Here is a 21,912-nt window from a genome sequence, read left to right as displayed (position 1 = left end):
AATGTCACGTATAGGAAAATTGCCAATCACCCTGCCAAATAACACAGAAGTTACTGTTAGTAATGATAATGTTGTAACGGTTAAAGGACCGAAAGGTTCTTTAAGTACTTCTGTTGATAAAGATATTGCTGTGAAGCAAGAAGATAACAGAATCATTGTGGAGCGTCCAACAGAACAAAAGCGTCATAAAGCTATGCATGGTCTGTACAGAGCGCTTATTAATAACATGGTGGTAGGTGTTAGCCAAGGTTATCAGGAAAAGCTCGAGCTAGTTGGTGTGGGTTACAAAGCATCTGTTCAAAATAATGTATTGGAGCTAGCATTAGGATATTCACACAATATCTTCATGACATTACCGAAAGAAGTAGTTGCTAATGCAGTTACTGAAAAAGGTAAAGCACCGGTAATCACACTTGAATCGAATGATAAGCAACTATTGGGTCAGGTTGCCGCAAAAATCAGATCTCTGCGTAAAGTAGAACCTTACAAAGGTAAAGGTATACGTTTCGTAGGTGAAGTTGTAAGAAGAAAAGCTGGTAAGACAGCGTCTAAATAATCATCATCATGTCTGTTAACAAAGTAGAAAGAAGAGTAAGAATTAAGAAAAGCATCAGAAACAAGATTTCTGGTACTTCTGAAAGACCAAGATTGTCTGTGTTTAGAAGTAATCGTGCTATCTATGCTCAGATAATTGATGACACTACAGGTAAAACACTTGTAGCTGCCTCTTCAGTAAAGCTTGATGATGCTTCTAAAGTGAACACTGAAACTTCAAACAAAGTTGGTAAGGAAATAGCTGCAAAAGCCCTTGAGTTGGGAATATCGCAGGTAGTATTTGACCGTTCAGGTTACCTTTACCATGGCAAAGTTAAATCATTGGCAGAAGGCGCTCGCGAAGCAGGCCTTAAATTCTAAGAGATTATGTTGAAGAATAATATACGTAGTGTAAAGGCTAGCGAAATTGAACTAAAGGAGAGAGTAGTTGCCATTAATCGCGTTGCCAAAGTAGTTAAAGGTGGTAGAAGATTTAGCTTTGCTGCTATTGTTGTTGTAGGTGATGGGAATGGTGTTGTAGGTTACGGATTAGGTAAAGCTAACGAAGTAACAGATGCTATTGCCAAAGGTATTGATGATGCAAAAAAGAATCTTGTTAAGGTTCCTTTGTATCACCATACTGTTCCTCACGCAATGGAAGGTAAGTATTCAGGTGGTTTCGTTTTAGTGAAGCCTGCTGCGGCTGGTACTGGTGTAATTGCTGGTGGTGCAATGCGTGCTGTTTTAGAAAGTGCTGGTATTAAAGATGTACTTTGCAAATCAAAAGGATCTTCTAACCCGCATAACGTGGTTAAAGCTACTTTTGATGCTCTTTCAAAAATGCGTGATCCATTGGCTGTTGCTCAGCAACGTGGAGTTAATTTACAGAAAGTATTTAACGGTTAATTGAGATGGCTAAGGTTACTATAAGACAAGTAAAAAGCATTATAGACAGACCAAAGAACCAAAAGCTGACAATTAAAGCTCTAGGTCTTGGTAAGATAAACAAATCAGTAACTGTTGAATTAACTCCTCAGATTGCTGGTATGGTTAACAAGGTTCACAATTTAGTAGAAGTAAACGAAATATAACATGTACCTAAGTTCATTAAAACCTGCAGAAGGATCTGTAAAGGCTAGAAAAAGAATAGGTCGAGGAACTGGTTCTGGTAAAGGTGGAACCTCAACCAGAGGTCACAAAGGTGCTAAGTCACGTTCTGGATACTCTCAGAAATCTGGCTTCGAAGGTGGTCAGATGCCACTTCAGAGACGTGTGCCTAAGTATGGCTTTAAAAACTTTAATAGAGTTGAATATACTAGTATCAACCTAGATGTTATTCAATCTTTAGCGGAGTCTACTAAAGAAACTGTATTCAATTTCGATTTCTTTAAAGCGCACGGACTAGTTTCAAAGAATGATAAAGTGAAAATCTTGGGAAGAGGAGAAGTTTCTACAGCAGTAGAAGTACACGCTCACGCATTCTCACAGTCTGCAAGTTCAGCTATTGAAAAAGCAGGAGGTAAAACAGTTGCTCTTTAACAGATATGAAGAAGTTTATAACAACAATTAAGAACATTTTTGCAATTGAGGATCTTAGAGTACGTATCTTAAATACTCTAGGCTTCTTGGCTATTTTCAGATTAGGTTCTTATGTTGTTCTTCCAGGGGTTGACCCTAACCAGTTAGCATCTAATACAGCCGGTATATTCGGCTTGTTAGATACATTCTTAGGTGGCGCATTCAGCAATGCGTCCATCTTTGCGTTAGGTATCATGCCTTACATATCTGCTTCTATCGTGCTGCAGTTACTTACAATTGCAGTACCTTATTTTCAAAAGATGCAGAAGGAGGGTGAGTCTGGTCGAAAAAAAATCAACCAAATCACCCGAGTTCTTACTATCGTTATTACATTAGCTCAGGCAGTCGGTTTTGTAGCTACTATTAATGCTGAAGCAATAGCGATTAATACTACTCTTTTCACAATCACTTCTATGATTGTTTTAACATCAGGTACCATATTCTGTATGTGGCTTGGTGAAAAGATTACTGATAAGGGTATTGGAAATGGTATTTCTATGCTGATTATGATCGGTATTATCTCACGTTTCCCTAGTGCAATCATTTTCGAGGCGACTTCAAAGCAGCTGAATGGCCTGCTGTTGTTTATTTTTGAGTTGGTTATTCTATTCTTCGTTGTAATGTCTGTTGTTATGCTGACACAGGCTGTAAGAAGGATTCCGGTTCAATATGCTAAGCAAGTAGGAGGAAGTTCTTTGTACAGTGGTCAAAGACAGTTTATTCCTCTGAAAGTTAATGCTGCTGGTGTAATGCCAATCATCTTTGCTCAGTCTTTAATGTTCTTGCCTTCTATGATAGCATCCATTTGGGCTGATACAAGTGATATAGCTAACTACATCGGTACAACATTCGCTGATTTTACTTCATGGCAGTACAACCTGGTATTTGGTTTGATGATTCTTATCTTTACCTACTTTTATACTGCTATCACTGTTAATCCTAACCAGATTTCAGATGATCTGAAGAGAAGCGGTGGTTTTATTCCTGGTGTGAAGCCTGGTAGAGCTACTTCTGAATACATTGATGAAATTTTAACCAGAATCACATTACCGGGAGCCATTTATCTAGCCTTAGTTGCTATTTTCCCTGCTCTGGCAATGTTGTTAGGAGTTACAAGAGAGTTTTCACAGTTTTTTGGAGGTACTTCTCTTATTATCATGGTGGGTGTTGTGCTGGATACACTACAGCAAATCGAAAGTTATTTATTAATGCGTCATTACGATGGTATGATGAAATCTGGAAAACTACGTGGTCGTACAGAGAATATAGCCATGGTATCTTAATAGATGGTATTTTATAAAACTGAAGAAGAAATTGAGCTAATTCGCCAGAGTGCCCTTATATTAAGTAAGGCACATGGCGAAATAGCTCGTCTTGTAAAAGAGGGTATATCAACAGCTGCTTTAGATAAAAGAGCTGAAGAGTTTATTCGTGATAATGGCGGTGTGCCTTCTTTTAAGAATTATAATGGTTTTCCCTACAGTTTGTGTATATCTGTTAACCAAACAGTGGTACATGGAATGCCTAGTAGCTACATTTTGAACGATGGAGACATTATCTCTGTTGATTGTGGTGTTTACTATAAAAATTTTCATAGTGACTGTGCTTATACACATCCTGTGGGAAATGTTTCTGAAGAAGTTTCGCAGCTTCTCACTGTTACAAAAGAATCTTTATATAAAGGAATTTCTAAAGCTGTAGTAGGTTATCGTTTAGGAGATATCAGCTACGAAATTCAGCAGCATGCTGAGAAGCATGGATACGGAGTCGTAAGGGAGTTAGTTGGCCATGGGATTGGCAGAAGCCTTCATGAGTCACCGGAGGTTCCTAACTACGGCAGGAGAGGACAAGGCTTAAAATTACAGAACGGTTTGGTACTTGCTATTGAACCGATGATCAATTTAGGCACACGCCATATTGTACAGGAGGATGATGGTTGGACTATTAATACTAGTGACAATAAACCATCAGCTCATTTTGAGCACACTGTTGTGATCAGAAAAGATGCTGCTGAAATACTTACAACTTTTGATTATATAGAACAAGCTAAAAAATAATAAATGGCGAAGCAGTCCTCTATCGAACAAGACGGAACAATAATCGAAGCATTATCAAATGCCATGTTTCGGGTAGAGTTAGAAAATGGTCATCAGGTGATAGCACATATCTCCGGCAAAATGCGAATGAATTATATTAAAATTTTGCCTGGTGATAAAGTAAAGCTCGAAATGTCTCCTTATGACTTAACAAAAGGTAGAATTGTTTATCGATATAAATAAATACAATGAAAGTTAAAGCATCAGTAAAAAAGAGAAGTGCTGAGTGTAAAGTAATTCGCCGCAAGGGGAAGCTTTATGTTATCAACAAAAAAAATCCAAGATATAAACAAAGACAAGGATAATTAATTAAGTATGGCTAGAATAGCAGGAGTAGATATTCCAGATAACAAAAGAGGCGAGATAGCGCTAACCTATATTTTTGGTATCGGTCGCAAATTATCTCAATCAATTCTTACTAAGGCTGGAGTGGATCTTGACAAAAAAGTAAAAGACTGGTCTGAAGATGAAGCCAGTGAGATCAGAAATATCATTGCAGCTGAACACAAAACAGAAGGTGTTTTAAGATCTGAAGTGCAATTGCACATCAAGCGTTTAATGGATATTGGTAGCTACCGTGGTTTAAGACACCGTAAAGGTCTGCCAGTTCGTGGACAGAGAACTAAAAACAACTCACGCACCAGAAAAGGTAAGCGTAAAACAGTTGCAAATAAGAAGAAAGCTTCTAAATAATTTTTGATCATGGCTCAGAAAAGAAAAGACAAAGCTAAGAAGCGTGTAGTAGTTGTGGAAGCAACAGGCCAAGTACACATCAAGGCTTCTTTCAATAATATCATTATATCAGTAACCAACAATGCAGGCCAGGTTATATCTTGGGCTTCTGCTGGTAAAATGGGTTTTAAAGGTTCTAAAAAGAACACTCCTTACGCTGCACAAATGGCAGCTTCAGATTGCGCTAAGGTTGCTTATGACCTTGGAATGCGTAAAGCTGAAGTTTTTGTAAAAGGTCCTGGTGCAGGTAGAGAGTCCGCCATCCGTACTGTGCAAAACTCTGGTATCGAAGTAACAACTATCAAAGATGTTACACCACTACCTCACAACGGATGTCGTCCTCCAAAACGCAGAAGAGTTTAATTTTAAAGTAGATTAAAGAAAATGGCAAGATATACTGGTCCAAAAAGTAAAATCTCCAGAAAATTTAACGAAGAGATTTTCGGCCCAAGCAAAGCATTAAAGAAGAAAAGCTATCCTCCTGGGATGCACGGACGTGGCCGCCGTAAAAAACAATCTGAATACGCAATTCAGCTTGCTGAGAAGCAAAAAGCAAAATACATCTACGGTGTATTAGAAAGACAGTTCGCAAACCTGTTCGATAAAGCTCACCGTAAAGGTGGTATCACTGGTGAGAACCTGTTAGCTCTTCTTGAGTCAAGATTAGATAATACTGTTTACAGATTAGGTATCGCTCCAACAAGAAGAGCTGCCCGTCAGTTAGTGTTGCACAAGCACATTACCGTGAATGGTGACGTTGTAAACATTCCTTCTTATAGTCTGAAAATTGGTGATGCTGTTGCTGTTAGAGAGAAATCTAAATCTCTTGAAGCAATCACTACTTCTTTAACTGTTCGTAATGCTCGTCAATTCGGATGGTTAGAGTGGGATGCGGCTGAGATGGTTGGTAAGTTTGTGTCTTCGCCTCAGCGTGACCAAATTCCTGAGAAGATTCAGGAGCAGCTAATCGTCGAGCTTTACTCTAAGTAATCAGCTTAATCAATTTTTAACCTTTAACACTGCAAGTATGTCAATATTAGCATTTCAAATGCCAGAGAAAGTTGTAATGGAAAAAGCAGACGACTTTCATGGTTTATTTGAATTCAAGCCGCTCGAAAAAGGTTACGGTGTAACGATCGGTAATGCTTTGCGAAGAATCCTGCTTTCTTCTTTGGAAGGTTATGCAGTTTCTAGCATTCGTATACCTAGCGTACTGCATGAGTTTTCGTCTGTTGAAGGAGTGGTTGAGGATGTGTCTGATATCATTCTTAACATGAAGATGGTTCGCTTCAAAAAAGTTAGCGAAATTGTTGACGATAAAATCACAGTTACCCTCAGTGGACAAGATAAATTCACTGCTGGTGATATTAGTAAATTTACTTCAAGTTTCGAGGTGCTTAACCCAGAGCTTGTAATCTGCCACATAGATCCTAGCGTTAATTTCGAAATCGAAATGACGATACAGAAAGGTAGAGGATATGTTCCTGCTGAGGAAAATAAACCTGCAGAGCAAGTTTTCGGACAAATCGCGATCGATGCTATTTTCACGCCTATTAAAAATGTGAAGTATAGTGTTGAAAACACGCGTGTAGAGCAGAAAACTGACTATGAAAAGCTTGTGCTTGACATACAGACAGATGGTTCTATACACCCTGAAGATGCTTTAAAAGGCGCTGCTAATATCCTGATTCAGCATTTTATGTTGTTCTCTGACAACACCATGACTTTTGAAACTGCTAAACCTGAAGAAGAAGAGGCAGTTGACGAAGAAATGCTTCACATGCGTAAAGTTTTGAAAACTTCATTGCAAGACATGGATCTTTCAGTCAGAGCTTACAACTGCTTAAAGGCTGCCGATATCAAAACACTGGGCGACCTTGTGCAGCTTGATATCTCTGACATGATGAAGTTTAGAAACTTTGGTAAAAAATCATTAACTGAGCTGGAAAATCTGGTTCAGGAGAAAGGTCTAACTTTCGGAATGGACCTTTCTAAGTATAAATTAGAAGAAGATTAATAATCCTACGGCATAATTCCCGATCCCGCATAGGTTGATCGACGGTATGCACGTGCACAATTCATTAAAATGAGACACGGTAAAAAAGTAAATCACTTAGGAAGAACCGCTTCACACCGTAAGGCTTTGTTGTCAAATATGGCAGCTTCCCTTATACTTCACAAGCGTGTATCTACTACAGTTGCTAAGGCTAAAGCACTGCGTAAATATGTAGAGCCTCTGCTAACTAAATCAAAAAACGATACAACGCACTCAAGAAGAACTGTGTTTGCTTATCTTCAGGATAAACAATCTGTAAAAGAGCTTTTTGACGAAGTAGCTGGTAAAATAGCTAACAGACCTGGTGGTTATACTCGTATTATTAAAACTGGCTACAGACTAGGTGACAACGCAGAAATGTGTGTTATGGAGCTTGTAGACTACAACGAGGATATGTTATCTACAACAGGAACTGCCGGAGCAGGTGCTAAAAAATCTCGCCGCCGTGGTGGTAAGAAAAAAGGTGCTGATTCTGCTGGCGCGGAAGCAACTGCAGATACTACAGAAACAGTTTCTGAAGAGTCAGCTTCTAATGAGGAAACCAAAGATGCTGAATAAGCTTGGCTTATTAAATATTTCAAAGGGACACGGCTTATGTCGTGTCCCTTTTTTATTTTTGCATAAATACTTGTTATGAAAAAGAATATCGCAACTGATGCCATCCTTCTACTTGAAGATGGAACCGTTTACACAGGTAAAAGTTTAGGCCGAATAGGTACTTCAGGTGGTGAACTTTGTTTCAATACCGGGATGACAGGCTACCAGGAAATCTTTACTGATCCTTCTTATTTTGGTCAGATTGTAATTACCACTGTTTCCCATGTGGGAAACTATGGAGTGCAGGCTGAAGAGGTAGAGTCGGATAAGGTACAGATTAAAGGTTTGGTTTGTAAAGATTTTTCACATGACTTCTCGCGTAAAACAGCTGAAGGCTCTTTACAGGAGTATTTTGAGAAGGCAGGTGTAGTTGGTATCTGTGAAATTGATACACGTGCTTTAGTGCGCTACATTCGTGATAAAGGTGCCATGAACGCTATCATATCTTCTGAAACAACAGATATTGATGAGCTGAAGAAACGATTAGCCGAGGTGCCGTCTATGAGTGGGCTGGAGCTATCTTCTCAGGTAAGCACCACAGAGGTGTACAAGCTAAGTAATGGTGAAACCAGATTCAGAGTTGCTGTGCTCGATCTAGGTATTAAGAAAAATATTATTAATAACTTAGTGAGCAGAGGGTGTGAAGTAAAAGTTTTCCCTTATAATACCTCTTTCGAGGAGATGGAAGAGTGGAATCCGGACGGTTACTTTATATCTAACGGCCCTGGAGATCCGGCAGCTACTACTGATGCAGTGCTTAATGTTAGAAAAATGCTTGAAAAGCAAAAGCCACTTTTCGGAATATGTTTAGGGCACCAGGTTCTGGCAGAGGCAAATGGCATTTCAACCTATAAAATGCATAACGGTCACCGTGGGTTAAACCACCCTGTAAAGAACCTGCTGACTGGCCGTTGCGAGATCACTAGTCAGAACCACGGATTTGTGGTAGATGCCGATCAGATATTAAATCACCCTGATGTGGAAGTAACCCATATCAACCTGAACGATAACACTATTGAAGGTATAAGACTGAAGACAAAGCCGGCTTTCTCTGTGCAGTACCATCCCGAGTCCTCGCCTGGTCCTCACGACTCTACCTATCTCTTCGATGATTTTATAGCATTACTAGAACAGAATAAATAAAAGTAAAACTAAGATTAATTAACAGATGAGCTTAATCACAGACATCAAAGCAAGACAGATCTTCGATTCGCGAGGAAATCCTACAGTAGAGGTAGATGTAACTACTGAAAGCGGTAAAGTTGGCCGTGCTGCTGTTCCTTCTGGTGCTTCTACTGGAGTACACGAGGCTGTAGAACTTCGCGACAACGATAAAAGCAAGTACATGGGCAAAGGTGTACTGAATGCTGTTAAAAATGTAAACGAGAAAATTGCAGATGAGCTGGTAGGCTTTCCTGTGTATGAGCAGAACCTGCTAGACAAGATCATGATTGAGCTTGACGGTTCTGACAATAAAGGTAATTTAGGTGCAAATGCTATTTTGGGTGTATCGCTGGCTATTGCCAGAGCTGCTGCCCAAGAGCTGAACATGCCGCTTTACCGTTATGTAGGTGGTGTTAGTGCCAACACGCTTCCAGTGCCAATGATGAACATCCTGAACGGTGGTAGCCATGCTGATAATGCAATCGACTTTCAGGAGTTTATGATCATGCCTGTAGGTGCACCTACTTTCTCAGAAGCGCTTCGCATGGGATCTGAAGTGTTCCACCACCTGAAAAACGTGCTGAAGAAAAAAGGCCTTTCTACCAACGTAGGTGATGAGGGTGGTTTTGCACCAAACATTGCTTCTAACGTGGAAGCTATTGAGGTAGTGTTGCAGGCAATCGAAACTGCTGGTTACAAGCCAGGAGATGATTTCATGATTGCCATGGATGCTGCCAGCTCTGAATTCTACGATGCTGAGTCAGGTTTGTACCACTTCAAAAAATCAACAGGTGATAAGTTAACTTCTTCGGAAATGGTTAGCTTCTGGGCTGATTGGGTTAACAAATATCCGATCATTTCTATCGAAGACGGTATGGCTGAAGACGACTGGGCTGGCTGGAAACAGCAAACAGAGGCAATCGGTGATAAAGTACAGCTGGTAGGCGACGACTTGTTTGTAACAAACGTGAAGCGTCTGCAGCAAGGTATTGATCAGAAAATAGCTAACTCTATTCTGATTAAAGTAAACCAAATAGGTTCACTTACCGAAACTATCAGTGCCATTAACTTAGGTTTGCGTCACGGCTATAAGAGCGTAATGAGCCACCGTTCTGGCGAAACTGAAGACAACACTATTGCTGACTTAGCTGTAGCGTTAAATACTGGTCAGATTAAAACCGGTTCGGCTTCTCGCTCAGACCGTATGGCAAAATACAACCAGTTGCTTCGCATAGAAGAAGAACTAGGCGAAACTGCTTACTTCCCTGGTAAGAAATTCTAGTAATAGAAAATATATTTAGTGTAAGGCTCTGCGTTTCTAATGCAGAGCCTTATTTTTGTATTTCACTTTAGTTGAAGGTCTTATGTTGAAGCGCATACCTGGAATATTTCGTAGTTTCTATTTTATCACAACAGTGTTGTTTTTAGTGTGGATGCTGTTTTTTGATTCTAATGACTTTGTTACACAATATCATATGAGCAAGCAGCTGAGCGACCTGGAAGATGATAAGGAATATTACCAGGATCTGATCAACGAAGTGCAAAAAGACCGCAAGGAGCTGATGAGTAATCCTGAGCTGTTAGAAAAGTTTGCAAGGGAGAAGTACCTGATGAAGCGCCCCACTGAAGATGTATTTATTATTGTGCCCAAGAAAGAAAAGTAACTTATAAACGTTCTGAGCTAAAGCATACGTACAACTGACGATAAGTAGAACTAATCTGAATCAATTGACTAAAAAAGAGATAGCTTATTTTGGCGTAGGACCTGTTTTAATACTTCTTTCAAACTTTATCGGTCGTATCATTCCTTTATTTTCGATGGTCACTGCTCCAGTTATCATCCTGTTTATAGTTGCAGTTGTCAATTTATCTTTATTCAAACGCGATTTCATTTTTACATCGGTATACAGTTTCCTGCTGGTTATTTTAAACCGCACACTTCATATTTTTCTTTTAGGCGGAGTACGCGATATAGAAGGAGAGGCCTGGATCGACTTATCAACTTTAGCTTCCTGGTTACTAATTACCATGCTTATTCTAGTTTATGGATGGGTGCTCCCGATTAAGAACCTCAATGATGCTATCATCAGAAGTAAAATACGCCGAATATTAACGGCACTGTTTATTGCAGCTTCTTCGCTGGGCATGATTCTTTTATTAATCTATCTGGATCTGAAGTACATTTAGTGAAGGTATAAGCCAATTTGCAACCTCCCTTTCCTGTTATCACAAGCCCTCCTTAATTTTTCGTAAATTGCAGGCATAATGCTGCTACTGGTAAGTGGCGGCTTCACATATATTCAGAAACTATGGCAAAAGTTGCAATAAACCTTTCTACAGGCGCTCTTCAACAAGAAGAGGTGATAGTAGGTATAGACCTCGGAACTACCAATAGTTTGGTAGCCTATATACATCCGGAAGATAAAGCACCATTAGCTATCAATGACCAGGGGCGTGGTAGCATTGTGCCATCGGTGGTACACTTCACACGGAACGGCGAAACAATTGTGGGGAATGAGGCAAAGGAATACCTCATTTCAGATCCTGCCAATACTATTTACTCTGTAAAGCGCCTGTTAGGTAAATCATATAAAGACCTTGGAGAGCATAAAGATTACTTCGGCTATAAAATTATCGATGATGACAGCGAAGGTCTGGTTAAGATCAGAGTAGGAGATAAATTTTATTCTCCAATAGAATTGTCTGCAGAAATACTGCGGGAGCTGCGGGAACGGGCCGAGCATGCGCTTAAAACTCCTGTAAACCGGGCCGTTATTACCGTTCCGGCTTACTTTAACGATTCGCAACGGCAGGCAACGCGCGATGCTGGTAAACTGGCTGGGCTGGAGGTGCTGCGTATCGTTAACGAACCTACAGCTGCTTCTCTTGCTTACGGTATCGGTATTGATCCTTCGGAAGAAAAAACAATTGCCGTTTATGATTTAGGCGGAGGCACATTCGATATCTCTATTCTAAGTATACATCAAGGTATATTTGAGGTACTTTCGACTAATGGTGATACATACCTTGGAGGCGACGACCTGGACAGAGCTATCATCAACTACTGGATCAGCGAGAACCAGCTGGTTGCAGATACTGTAAACCAAGATAAAAACCTGTCGCAGGAGCTACGCCTGAAAGCAGAAGAAGCAAAGAAAGCGCTAAGCCAGCAGCAAGTATATGTCAGCCAGATAAGCGACAACATACAGTGTGGTATTACACGCCATAAATTCGAAGAGCTGATAGCGCCTATAGTAGCTGAAACGATAGAAAGCTGCCGCCAGGCTATGGGTGATGCCAACCTGACAGCAGAGCAGATTGATGCCGTTATTATGGTAGGCGGATCTACACGTGTGCCGATGGTTTACAAGGCAGTATCCGACTTCTTTGGTAAGCCTGCCAACAATTCACTTAATCCGGATGAAGTTGTCGCCTTAGGTGCCGCTATCCAGGCCGATATTCTGGCAGGTAACCGAAAAGATATCCTGTTGCTGGATGTAACGCCACTTACACTAGGTATAGAGACAATGGGTGGCCTAATGGATTCTATTATCCCCAGAAATTCAAAAATACCTACGAAGGCCGGCCGACAGTATACCACCTCCATTGATGGCCAGGTAAACATGAAAATATCTGTTTATCAAGGGGAACGTGACCTGGTAAAAGAAAACCGCAAGCTGGCTGAGTTCGACCTGAAAGGAATACCTGCCATGCCAGCTGGTTTTCCGAAAGTAGATGTAAACTTTATTCTGAATGCAGACGGTATTCTGAAAGTAGAAGCGATAGAACTACGCTCCGGAGTAAGGCAGGAAGTAGAAGTTAAACCGCAGTATGGTTTAACAGATGAACAGGTAGAGCAGATGCTGATGGATTCTATTACCCACGCCCGAGAAGATGTAAGTACCCGTATGGTGATAGAAGCACGTACAACGGCCGAACAGATGCTGTACCAGGTAGAGCGCTTCCTCGAAAAGAACAGCGAACACCTGACCGAAGACGAGATTAATCTGACCAGAACCAATGTGCAGAAGCTGCGGGAGGTGTTAACCAGCGGTGATAAAGACACTATACTAAAAGCAGTAGATGTGCTGGAAGAGCAAACGAGTCCCTTTGCTGAACGTGTTATGCAAATTTCTATAAAACAGGCAATGGCTGGTAAGAAGATAGAGTAGTATAATGCTATATTTCCACAATTCTCTTTGTAGCAGCAGGTAAAGGTGTTTGGCCTGAAACTGTAAAAGGGTACTGAAATAATTAAAAGCACTATAGCAAGAAAGGCTGCCACGATTGGCAGCCTTTCTTATTTTGCAGCCTGTACCTGATAATGTTATACATCAGAAAGCTGTAGTATAAACTGTAAAAATTTAAAATTAAGGTATAGCAGTGTAAGAGCAACGATAACGCCTACCATTACATTGGCATAAGGTGCCTCATCTTCTTTTACCTGCCGCATTCCCCAGTAGATATAGGCAATTAGGGCAACAAAGGCATACAGGAGCAACAGGACAGGTATAGCAACCAAGACTGCCACAGGTACCAGCTTCCAGAAATAATTTATACCTAGCCATGCCAGGTTCAGAATCCACGCCACCACCTGCATCACCAGGCTTCGCCTGCTGCTGCTTAAGCCAGTTACCGAAAAAAATGATGCTGCTTTGCTCATGGGAATGGTGCCTCAGAAAGTTACACCAAATTTTTTGCCCAGCATTTCCAGGTCTTTTTCTACGGGAGGCAGTAACGGAATACCTTTTTTCAGACGCTTTTGCGTCGTTTCACGCTCAGGGTCGCCCGGTATAAGCACAGCTTTTTCGCCTTTCTTTACCTTGGCGTTCCGGAAAGTCGTAATCCAGTTATCCATGTGCTCTTTAAATTCATCGGCAGGGCGGAAGGCATCTACTCGCATAGCTCCCAGAAAATGGCCTATTCCTTTGCCTACAGGATCATCGGGAGGAGAAAGAAAGCTAACGAATGGAGGTACCCAGGGCCCGTAATTAGCACCAGAAAGTACTGCAGAGAGAATATCAACGATAGAAGCCAGGGCATATCCTTTGTGGCTGCCGTGCGTTCTGTCGCTGCCCAGCGGAAGCAGAGCACCGCCTTCTTTTAGCTCGTGTGCGTTTGTGGTACGTTGTCCTTCAGCTGTCTGAATCCACCCGATAGGAGCTTTCTTTTCTTTTCGCTGCAAAATTTCCAGTTTACCGTTGGCTGCTGCTGCAGTTGCTAAATCAGCTACAAAAGCAGGTTGGTTTTTGGTAGGGATGGCAACAGCGATAGGATTCGTGCCCAGCATCCGATCTGTTGAGTAAGTGGGGGCCACTAAAGGACTGGCATTTGTCATTGCCCAGCCAATCATATCCTTTGCCAGTGCTTCCATGGCATGATAACCTGCAATTCCGAAGTGGTTAGAGTTTCGCACAGAAACCCAACCGGTCCCTACCTGGTGTGCCTTCTGTATGGCAATATCCATTGCTTTAGGTGCTATTACCAAACCAAGGCCACTATCGCCGTCTACGGTGGCCGTACTAGGAGTTTCGTGCACAATAGTGAGCTTCGGCTTTACATTAATGCGGCCTGCCTCCCATAGCCTTACATAACCACTTAGGCGGGCAACACCATGGGAATCTACGCCGCGCAAATCAGCTTCCAATAAGACTTCTGTTGCCAGCTTTGCATCTTCGGGCGGACAGCCCATGCTCAGGAATATATCTTGGGTAAAATCAAATAATTGTCGGTACGGATACATGATTATCAGAACTTTGAAGCGGTAAATTAGCAAATAAATAAGGGAATGCATGAGCTTTAGTTCTCTGTGTGCAATTGTTCTGCCAGACAAAGAGACATTTTAGCCACTTTTGTAGAGGAAATATCTGATTTTAGCTATGCTTTTATACTTACCCTTGTTTATGGAACAGATTTTGTTTTTGCTATAGTAGCTAATATTTACTGTTATGAAAAAAGCTTTACTCTTCTCGGTATTCCTCCTGGTAGCTTTTGCGGCTACCGCCCAATCGAAGCTCCTATTCGATGAAACCCTGCCTGAATCTTATCTGATTAAAGCAGGTAACAGCCAGGCAAGCATTCATAGCATCATAAATCTGCTGCAAGGCAACGTGCAACCCGATAGAGGAGGAAGGCCTAACAGAAAGCCGGAGTTTGTGGTTAAATATGAGCAACAGGCACGTGTTATCGACGAAGGAGATAACCTCCGGGTTAGTGTAGTGTTAGATAAAATAAATATCACTGGAGATGTAATTTACAGGGGCTTTCATTTAGGCTCGGCTTTACTACCAGATCAGGTAAAGTATAGCGCTAAGCTGCTGAACAGCCAGAATAAAGAAATTGCCACCTGGAGCCAGACCACTGCGTTTCACAAAGACCGTCTTACTCTAATCAGTGCAACGATTCCTGATACTGCGACAGTACAGCGATTCATGCTGAAAGTTGAGGAAAAAGAACTGATTTACTCAGCCGAAAGTATAGTGCATTTGCAGCAGCACCTAGATCTGATTCAGAGCTATTATGCGGCCGAGGCATCTATTAACCAGGCCTTGCAGCAGCTTTACAGCATATCTGCAGAAGATGTTGACCGGATGACACTGCATGACAGAAACCTGAAGCAGTTAGAAGAGACTTTCGAAGGTTTAAAGAAGGCATCTTACAGAGAAAAGCTGAACCTGAAGCAGCATGACCCGCAAAAGCTGCTTGCAAAGATGTCGGAGCTGGAGCAAAACCTGCAGGCAAAAAGAAGTGCTATTAATCATGCGCTGGCTACGCTGGATCAGCAGTTTTACAACAAGGGGATTGCTTATATGAATGCCGGCAATGCTTCGGTAGCCCAGGCTTATTTTGCAAAGTCGATAGAAGTAAACCCCGCCTTTGCACCGGCACACCTGCAAATGGCTCGTCTCGATTTTATAAATGGCTATATAAAAGAGGCCGCCACACGCACACTCGATATCATGACGCGCATGCGTATAGATCCGCAGACGGCACAAATAGGCCTGGCATTGGCACAAGATATCTATGGAGCCTACATTGTAAATGGAAATAACTTTACCAGCCGGGGCGATTACCAAAGTGCTTTGGCGACATTTGGGCAGGCAAGAAACTTCTGTAGCGCCATCGGGGGCTTACGCTGCAATTTACCTGCTTTAAATGAGGGAGAGGGCAGAGCAGCGTACGGTGCATACCGCGCTATTGTAGAGGATGGCCGTCGGTTTTTATCCCGTAACGATTTAGTGAATGCGGAGCGTGCCGCAAGTGATGCCCAGACGTTTCAGAGAGATTACAAACATGTTTTAGCCGATGCCCGTGAAGCAGATGAGCTGCAGAATAAAGTAAAGCAACAGTACTACCTGCGCCACATCGACCAGGGTAAAGTATACTTAAGTGCCCGAAATTATCAGGAGGCGCTCTATCAGTTTGAGGCGGCGCTGGATTTAGAGCATACTTATGCTTTTCAGCCGGTAAGAGAGCTTGGTCCATTAGCACAACAGGCTGCTAAACCTGTATTGATAGAGAAACTCCGCCAGGGGTATGAGCAGGCAATGCGAAACAGCCTGGCTGATGCTCGTGCTACTGCCTCCATAGCACTGGATATGCAAAACAGGTTTGCCCTGGAGCAGGATAAAGAAGTTGTTGACCGCTATAAGCAGCTGACAGAGCGCATTCAGACGCAGGAGTGTATTAATACGCAAGCTGCTTATGATAAGCATCAGGAGAATGCCAGGGAGCTTGTAAAAGGGAAAAAGTACCTGGCTGCAGATCAGGCATACCAGGCTGCATTAAAAGTGGCGGCAGGAATGCCTGCCTGCAATATTGCAACGTTTACGGCCACCGACGGACGAATGGCTATAGCCAAAGCCGTGAGTTATCAGCAAATGCTGGAGAACATTAACCATTTGGTTACTAAAAGCAGGTTTACTGAGGCTATCGCTGCCTATGAAGAAGCAGAAAAGTACTATTTAGCCGAACAGGTTGGCAAGTTTGGCTTAAATCATATCTCATTGTTCAACTTTGCAAGAGATAACCAAAAACAGTCTTTTACAGCCGCTGTAATTGGTTATTATGCTAACAGGCAGCAGGAAAAAATTGCTATGCAACTTCTGACATCGCTTCTGGATAAAGGCTATAGCAAAGGGAAAACAAAAAAGGTACAGCAGCAGTTAGGTAAACAGCTGGCACTAAAAGATGCATCGGCTGGGGCTGCAGGTACTCCCAAAGCGCTGTCAGCTACCTATACCAACGGCAACAAAAAGCTGAAGCAGCTAGGCAAAGCCTATGAGAAAGAGAAAAAGAGGCTGGCGAAGGGGTAGGTTTGTGTTGTCTTCAGGGAACAGCTATAAAAAGGCCTCTGATTTTTCTAAGTGAAAATATCAGAGGCCTTTTCACTTGGTGCTAAGCGTATAAAAATGGTGGTTCAGGCAGCACAAATTATACCTATATCATTTACAGATCCTCAAATTGCAGCGCCTGTTGTAGCACTCCCTCTTTCAGGGCATAGGCGGAAACCCTTATCTCTTCCAACTGATATGTTTCTAAAATAAAATCTACTACTATACTGGCCAGCACGATCATGTCAACCCGCATTTCCAGCATGCCAGGTATTGCTAATCGTTCGTCGTGGTTTTTGCGAAGCAGGTCGTGGTGCACAGCATAAAAATCTTCGAGAGATATAGAAGAAGCTGCTGGCTGTTTTTGTATACGGGAAGTATCGCCTTTCCGAAGTGCGTCAATATCGCAAAGTGTATCGAACGTACCCGAAGAGCCTACCAAAACCATCGGCTTATGCATGGCTACTGCTTCAGAAAGCTGCTGTAGTTTCTCTTTCAGGTAATCTTTTTCTGCTGCTATACTTTCAGCTGGTATAGGATCTTGTTGAAAAAACATATCCATAAGCCGCTGAGCACCTATTTCAAAGCTGCGCTTCCAGAAGATAGCATCTTCGTTGCAGATTATAAATTCTATGCTACCGCCACCTATATCAATGATAAGGGCAGTTTTTTCATCCAGCACCCCGGCAGACCGTACGCCATAGTAAATCAATTCTGCTTCGCGTTCACCTGAAATAACCTCTACCTGTATATCGGTTTGCTTATAAATATCTTTAACAAAATCATCTCCATTGGAAGCGTTGCGCACCATGCTGGTGGCCATAGCCCGCACTGTATCTACCTCGTGGGCATCAATTTGAGTTCTGAAATCCCGCAGTGTTTTCAGTGCCCGTTCATAGGCCTCTGGTGCTATGGCGCCATTGCTTATTCCGCCTTGCCCCAACCTTACAGGAAGCTTTGTTTTTACAAGGTCTTTCCTGATGCCGTTTTCATCTACCTCTGTAATAAGCAGGTGAAATGTATTAGTACCCATATCAATAAGCGCCAGGCGTTTGTTCATGATGCGGAAATTTGAGAATTGAAATTACGAGTTTATCTGCAAGATATTGATCCGAAGCGCCTGATGCAAGTGCCACACGCCGGTCTTACCTGCTTTTCGCTTTATTCTTATGAAAGATCAGTTTCCTGAGTACCAGGTATCCGTTGCTTATCTTTTTTCTGTTTAAGAAGAAAGGTAAACTGATGGCCACCAATAGTGAGATGCAAGCAGCAGTGCCCAGTGTTCCCCCGTAACCTGTGAAAAATTTGCTGGTGTTCAGGTAAATAAGGGAGAAAATGACACCGGAGGTAGCTATAATATAATAATTATGAACCACGCTTGACGAAACCATGCCGATAAAGGAAGATCCTATAAAGACAATCGGAATATTTGTGGTAAGATACCCTGAAAGCAGGTTCGGGAAGAAGTAGAAAAACAATCCTACAGATAATGATAAAGCAGCAGAGGAGCGCACAGGGCCCTGCCTCAATTTCTCGTTGAAAACATAAGTGCATACAGCAGCAAAAGCCCCCGTTATAATTAAAATAGCTGCGTTCATTTCATGAAAGGAAAAGAAAGATAATAATATAAGCTACAGCCACGCCTCCGAAAGCTATGGTGCCAAGTTTGCCGCCAAACCCTCTGAAAATATTTTTTGAGAAGACAAGAAGTAGTCCGGCTACAAAGCTGGCAAAAAGTATAAACACAATATTGCCGGCTATACTCGGGCTGGACATGCCTACAAAAGCACCGCAATAAGCAGAAGCAGGAACCTCTCTTAATAAAACTGACTTTCTATTTAACTCCGGGATAAAGGAAGCGATAGTACCTGTTGTTCCTGCTGCAATCACCGGACCCAGTTGAATAGTTACATTGAGGTAGAAGGTTAACACAGCTCCCAGCACGACAAACACCACTGCAAAGAAGTCTTCTCTTAAGTGTTTATCCTGATGTGTGGGTACTTTAGTGTAAGCTATCAGCACTAAAATAGAGATGGCTACTACAAAGATCAGAATTGGAACAATGTTTAATTTCTCAAGCACTATGGCCAGCAAGAAAGAGGTCTGCAGCAGGATGATTAACAGAAAAGGTAATTTTTTGATTAGCTTTTTCATGTTTATGCTTCTGAACCGGCAGCTACTTCACACGGCTGTTTCGGTTCAAGAATAAGGTAAAGTTTAACCAGAAAATTCAGGTAAAGAGCCCACACTAGTATATAACAGGGCTTCTTTGTTCAACTTTACGGGTTACTTAAAAAATAAAAAGTGGCTTCAGGTTTTTACATTAATATGTGCCAGGCAAGCCTGAAGCCACTGGTGGAATTTAAGAAAAGTGCTGCTATTTAGCAGAGGTAAACCTGAAGAAAGTGCCTAAGGGTAGTTTACGTTCCCCTCTATCATGCAGGTAAATTTCTCCCAATTCCTCATTTCTGATCTGATCTCCAAAAGTCAGGCGCATCAGGTTATTCAGGATTAGGGCCGAGAAGCCCAGGGAGTACAGGTTTATCAGCAGGAAGTAGTCTGTTTTATCCAACATCTGCTGGCATAGCTTTATCAGCTCATTCAGTTCATCTTCTAGCTGCCACTTTTCGCCATTCGGTCCACGCCCATAGGCTGGTGGGTCTAGTATAATCCCATTATAAGTGTTCCCGCGTTTTACTTCGCGGCGGGCAAATTTCATGGCGTCTTCAACAATCCAGCGAATATTGTCGAGGTTGCTGGCTTCCATGTTATCACGTGCCCAAAAGTTTACCTGCTTTACAGAATCCAGATGGGTAATGTCGGCACCTGCGGCTTTAGCAGCCAGTGAGGCCGCACCTGTATAGGCAAACATGTTCAGTACTTTTGGCTGTTGCGTCTTCAGTTTGCGGGTCGTGTCGTAAATAAACTTCCAGTTGTTATCCTGCTCCGGAAACAAGCCTACATGTTTAAAAGACGATAAGCCTAACCGGAAGCGTAATTTCATATCGTTGTACTGGTAGTTGATATACCATTGCTCCGGCATCCCCTTCTTTAACTGCCACTGCCCTTTTTCCGAGCTGCCCTTGTCGCGCTTAAAGTAGGCCTGTACCATGCGCTGCCACTCCTGCTCCGGCAGGTGCTTATCCCAAATAGCCTGGGGCTCAGGGCGTGCCACATAATATTGGCCAAACCGCTCCAGCTTTTCAAAATTTCCTGAATCTATTAATTCATAGTCGGGCCAGTTTTCTGTTGTTAAAAAGGAATACATATCTTTGCTGTTTATATCAGGCTACGTGCCAATAGTGGCTACAAAAGTACTACTAATAGATGGAACCTGAAAAAGGCACGTATCTGCAGTTTTAAATGTTTATAAAACATGGCATTAAACTTTTACAAATACCAGGGCACGGGTAACGATTTTGTAATGGTCGATAACCGTAAGCTCACTTTTCCGGCTAAAGACGAAGCTTTAGTTAACCGCCTTTGCGACAGGCGCATGGGCATTGGCAGCGATGGCCTTATTCTTTTGCAGGATCATCCCGAGTACGATTTCGAGATGGTATACTTTAACGCAGATGGCCGTTTAGGCTCTATGTGTGGGAACGGAGCACGTTGTGCCGTGCGTTTTGCCCGCCAGTTAGGCTTAATAGAAGATGTGGCACACTTTCTAGCAGCCGACGGAGAGCATCAGGCAAGTGTAGAGCGTGATTTAATTCACCTCAAAATGAACGATGTGGCAAGTGTAGAGCAGGTTGGAGAAGATTATTTCCTGAATACAGGTTCTCCGCATTATGTGCGTTTTGTAGAGAATGTGCAGGAGCTGGATGCATTTGCCGATGGCCGTGCCGTGCGCTACAACGACAGGTTTAGAGCAGCAGGCACAAACGTTAATTTTGTAGAACGTCTTTCTGAAAATGAAATCTACGTGCGTACTTACGAGCGTGGTGTGGAGGACGAAACTCTTTCCTGCGGTACAGGTGTAACGGCATGTGCGCTCGTTGCCGGTATGGAGGGAGCAGAAAGCCCTGTTTCGGTAAAAACACTCGGGGGCGAACTGCAGGTTACTTTTAAACGTGCCGGAGAAGGCTTTCACCAGATTTACCTTATTGGCCCGGCCAAATTAGTTTATTCAGGTACTGTAGCCCTTTAAACAGAAAATATAAACAAGGTCAGTATGTTTCTAAAGTCCGATAATACTTATTTACGCGCTTTAGAACCTGCTGACCTTGACTTTTTATATGCCCTGGAAAATGATATAGCTGTATGGCATATCGGCAATACCCTTACGCCTTATTCTAAATTTGTGCTGGAGGCCTACCTCGAAAATGCTACCCTCGATATTTACAGCATCAAACAACTTCGCCTGGTTATCTGCAACCTGGAGCACAGGGCCATTGGTGCTATCGATCTGTATGATTTTGAACCTCTGCACCAAAGAGCGGGTATTGGCATTATGGTAGAGCGTGAGAACAGAGGTAAAGGGCATGCTGCTGAGGCGCTTGACTTGCTTCTGCAGTACTGCCGCGCTACATTACAATTGCACCAGTTGTATTGTTCAGTTTCGGCGGGCAATCTGCCGAGCATCCACCTTTTCCGAAAAGCAGGTTTTACAGAAGTTGGCGTACGAAAGCAATGGCTCCGGTTGCCGGAGGGCTGGGAAGATGTAGTTGAATTTCAGCTATTATTCTAAAGGACTTTACTGAAACTTTATACCCGGCTGTTTTGGTTATAAATTGTTAATATTTACTGCCACATTGCCACCTCTTACCTTTTATGGCATGAACTTTAGGTTAAATAGATATAGCAGGAAAAGAAGCCTCTT

Annotated in this window: 28 protein-coding genes; 22 read left to right on the top strand and 6 right to left on the bottom strand. The window is 42.3% G+C overall.

Annotation, left to right across the window (positions count from 1 at the left end; all coding sequences use genetic code 11):
- Position 1: 1 nt before the first annotated feature.
- The 19 genes from rplF to dnaK all read left to right on the top strand — a co-directional run bounded on the left by rplF (position 2) and on the right by dnaK (position 12,929).
- Positions 2-556 (top strand): 50S ribosomal protein L6, encoded by a 555-nt coding sequence (gene rplF / locus C1N53_RS14365; protein WP_137759966.1) that lies wholly within the window; start codon positions 2-4, stop codon positions 554-556.
- An 8-nt stretch (positions 557-564) separates the two neighbouring features.
- Complete coding sequence (rplR, locus tag C1N53_RS14360) at positions 565-915, top strand: 50S ribosomal protein L18 (protein WP_137759965.1); 351 nt, start codon at positions 565-567, stop codon at positions 913-915.
- A gap of 6 nt (positions 916-921) precedes the next feature.
- A complete protein-coding gene (rpsE, locus tag C1N53_RS14355) occupies positions 922-1,440 on the top strand; it encodes a 30S ribosomal protein S5 (protein ID WP_137759964.1) in 519 nt (172 codons plus the stop codon).
- Between the two features lie 5 nt (positions 1,441-1,445).
- The gene (rpmD, locus tag C1N53_RS14350) at positions 1,446-1,625 is read left to right on the top strand and encodes a 50S ribosomal protein L30 (RefSeq protein WP_137759963.1); all 180 of its coding nucleotides are present in this window, start codon (positions 1,446-1,448) and stop codon (positions 1,623-1,625) included.
- A gap of 1 nt (position 1,626) precedes the next feature.
- Positions 1,627-2,073 carry a 50S ribosomal protein L15 gene (gene rplO, locus C1N53_RS14345; protein WP_137759962.1) on the top strand — a complete coding sequence of 149 codons (447 nt, stop codon included), beginning with the start codon at positions 1,627-1,629 and terminating at the stop codon, positions 2,071-2,073.
- A 5-nt stretch (positions 2,074-2,078) separates the two neighbouring features.
- The gene (secY, locus tag C1N53_RS14340) at positions 2,079-3,395 is read left to right on the top strand and encodes a preprotein translocase subunit SecY (protein WP_137759961.1); all 1,317 of its coding nucleotides are present in this window, start codon (positions 2,079-2,081) and stop codon (positions 3,393-3,395) included.
- A gap of 3 nt (positions 3,396-3,398) precedes the next feature.
- Positions 3,399-4,169: a type I methionyl aminopeptidase gene (gene map / locus C1N53_RS14335; RefSeq protein ID WP_137759960.1), complete on the top strand. Its 771-nt coding sequence runs from the start codon at positions 3,399-3,401 to the stop codon at positions 4,167-4,169.
- Between the two features lie 3 nt (positions 4,170-4,172).
- Positions 4,173-4,391, top strand: a complete 219-nt coding sequence (gene infA / locus C1N53_RS14330; RefSeq protein ID WP_137759959.1) for a translation initiation factor IF-1 — start codon at positions 4,173-4,175, stop codon at positions 4,389-4,391.
- A 5-nt stretch (positions 4,392-4,396) separates the two neighbouring features.
- Complete coding sequence (gene rpmJ, locus C1N53_RS14325; RefSeq protein WP_007654264.1) at positions 4,397-4,513, top strand: 50S ribosomal protein L36; 117 nt, start codon at positions 4,397-4,399, stop codon at positions 4,511-4,513.
- A 10-nt stretch (positions 4,514-4,523) separates the two neighbouring features.
- Positions 4,524-4,901, top strand: coding sequence for a 30S ribosomal protein S13 (gene rpsM, locus C1N53_RS14320; protein WP_137759958.1), 378 nt, complete (start codon positions 4,524-4,526; stop codon positions 4,899-4,901).
- Between the two features lie 9 nt (positions 4,902-4,910).
- Positions 4,911-5,303 carry a 30S ribosomal protein S11 gene (rpsK, locus tag C1N53_RS14315; protein WP_137759957.1) on the top strand — a complete coding sequence of 131 codons (393 nt, stop codon included), beginning with the start codon at positions 4,911-4,913 and terminating at the stop codon, positions 5,301-5,303.
- Between the two features lie 21 nt (positions 5,304-5,324).
- Positions 5,325-5,930, top strand: coding sequence for a 30S ribosomal protein S4 (gene rpsD, locus C1N53_RS14310; RefSeq protein WP_137759956.1), 606 nt, complete (start codon positions 5,325-5,327; stop codon positions 5,928-5,930).
- Positions 5,931-5,967: 37 nt separating this feature from the next.
- Positions 5,968-6,957, top strand: a complete 990-nt coding sequence (locus C1N53_RS14305; RefSeq protein WP_137759955.1) for a DNA-directed RNA polymerase subunit alpha — start codon at positions 5,968-5,970, stop codon at positions 6,955-6,957.
- A gap of 69 nt (positions 6,958-7,026) precedes the next feature.
- Positions 7,027-7,554, top strand: a complete 528-nt coding sequence (rplQ, locus tag C1N53_RS14300) for a 50S ribosomal protein L17 (RefSeq protein ID WP_137759954.1) — start codon at positions 7,027-7,029, stop codon at positions 7,552-7,554.
- 75 nt (positions 7,555-7,629) lie between these two features.
- Positions 7,630-8,736, top strand: a complete 1,107-nt coding sequence (gene carA / locus C1N53_RS14295) for a glutamine-hydrolyzing carbamoyl-phosphate synthase small subunit (protein WP_137759953.1) — start codon at positions 7,630-7,632, stop codon at positions 8,734-8,736.
- Between the two features lie 25 nt (positions 8,737-8,761).
- Complete coding sequence (gene eno, locus C1N53_RS14290; RefSeq protein ID WP_137759952.1) at positions 8,762-10,039, top strand: phosphopyruvate hydratase; 1,278 nt, start codon at positions 8,762-8,764, stop codon at positions 10,037-10,039.
- Positions 10,040-10,121: 82 nt separating this feature from the next.
- Positions 10,122-10,421: a septum formation initiator family protein gene (locus C1N53_RS14285; protein ID WP_137759951.1), complete on the top strand. Its 300-nt coding sequence runs from the start codon at positions 10,122-10,124 to the stop codon at positions 10,419-10,421.
- A gap of 64 nt (positions 10,422-10,485) precedes the next feature.
- Positions 10,486-10,944: a hypothetical protein gene (locus C1N53_RS14280; protein WP_137759950.1), complete on the top strand. Its 459-nt coding sequence runs from the start codon at positions 10,486-10,488 to the stop codon at positions 10,942-10,944.
- Positions 10,945-11,066: 122 nt separating this feature from the next.
- On the top strand, positions 11,067-12,929 hold the full coding sequence (dnaK, locus tag C1N53_RS14275) for a molecular chaperone DnaK (RefSeq protein ID WP_137759949.1): 1,863 nt from the start codon (positions 11,067-11,069) through the stop codon (positions 12,927-12,929).
- 155 nt (positions 12,930-13,084) lie between these two features.
- Here the strand turns inward: dnaK and C1N53_RS14270 are convergent, their stop codons facing one another.
- Both C1N53_RS14270 and C1N53_RS14265 read right to left on the bottom strand, forming a co-directional pair.
- Positions 13,085-13,420, bottom strand: a complete 336-nt coding sequence (locus C1N53_RS14270) for a hypothetical protein (RefSeq protein ID WP_240773230.1) — start codon at positions 13,418-13,420, stop codon at positions 13,085-13,087.
- Positions 13,421-13,432: 12 nt separating this feature from the next.
- A complete protein-coding gene (locus C1N53_RS14265) occupies positions 13,433-14,500 on the bottom strand; it encodes an Ldh family oxidoreductase (RefSeq protein ID WP_137759947.1) in 1,068 nt (355 codons plus the stop codon).
- Positions 14,501-14,705: 205 nt separating this feature from the next.
- On the opposite strand from C1N53_RS14265, the gene C1N53_RS14260 reads away from it, so the two are divergent.
- Positions 14,706-17,072 (top strand): hypothetical protein, encoded by a 2,367-nt coding sequence (locus C1N53_RS14260; RefSeq protein WP_137759946.1) that lies wholly within the window; start codon positions 14,706-14,708, stop codon positions 17,070-17,072.
- 133 nt (positions 17,073-17,205) lie between these two features.
- Here the strand turns inward: C1N53_RS14260 and C1N53_RS14255 are convergent, their stop codons facing one another.
- The 4 genes from C1N53_RS14255 to C1N53_RS14240 form a co-directional block, all read right to left on the bottom strand.
- Positions 17,206-18,150, bottom strand: coding sequence for a phosphatase (locus C1N53_RS14255; RefSeq protein WP_137759945.1), 945 nt, complete (start codon positions 18,148-18,150; stop codon positions 17,206-17,208).
- An 85-nt stretch (positions 18,151-18,235) separates the two neighbouring features.
- Positions 18,236-18,688: a hypothetical protein gene (locus C1N53_RS14250; RefSeq protein WP_137759944.1), complete on the bottom strand. Its 453-nt coding sequence runs from the start codon at positions 18,686-18,688 to the stop codon at positions 18,236-18,238.
- Position 18,689: 1 nt separating this feature from the next.
- Positions 18,690-19,244 (bottom strand): hypothetical protein, encoded by a 555-nt coding sequence (locus C1N53_RS14245; protein WP_137759943.1) that lies wholly within the window; start codon positions 19,242-19,244, stop codon positions 18,690-18,692.
- 223 nt (positions 19,245-19,467) lie between these two features.
- Positions 19,468-20,358 carry a class I SAM-dependent methyltransferase gene (locus C1N53_RS14240; RefSeq protein WP_137759942.1) on the bottom strand — a complete coding sequence of 297 codons (891 nt, stop codon included), beginning with the start codon at positions 20,356-20,358 and terminating at the stop codon, positions 19,468-19,470.
- A gap of 108 nt (positions 20,359-20,466) precedes the next feature.
- Between C1N53_RS14240 and dapF the strand changes: the two genes are divergently transcribed.
- Both dapF and C1N53_RS14230 read left to right on the top strand, forming a co-directional pair.
- Positions 20,467-21,240, top strand: coding sequence for a diaminopimelate epimerase (gene dapF / locus C1N53_RS14235; protein ID WP_137759941.1), 774 nt, complete (start codon positions 20,467-20,469; stop codon positions 21,238-21,240).
- A 24-nt stretch (positions 21,241-21,264) separates the two neighbouring features.
- Positions 21,265-21,780 carry a GNAT family N-acetyltransferase gene (locus C1N53_RS14230; RefSeq protein ID WP_137759940.1) on the top strand — a complete coding sequence of 172 codons (516 nt, stop codon included), beginning with the start codon at positions 21,265-21,267 and terminating at the stop codon, positions 21,778-21,780.
- The last annotated feature ends 132 nt before the right edge of the window (positions 21,781-21,912 follow it).

The sequence above is a fragment of the Pontibacter sp. SGAir0037 genome (assembly GCF_005491705.1).
GTDB lineage: Bacteria > Bacteroidota > Bacteroidia > Cytophagales > Hymenobacteraceae > Pontibacter.
This window is presented reverse-complemented; position numbering and strand designations above follow the sequence as displayed.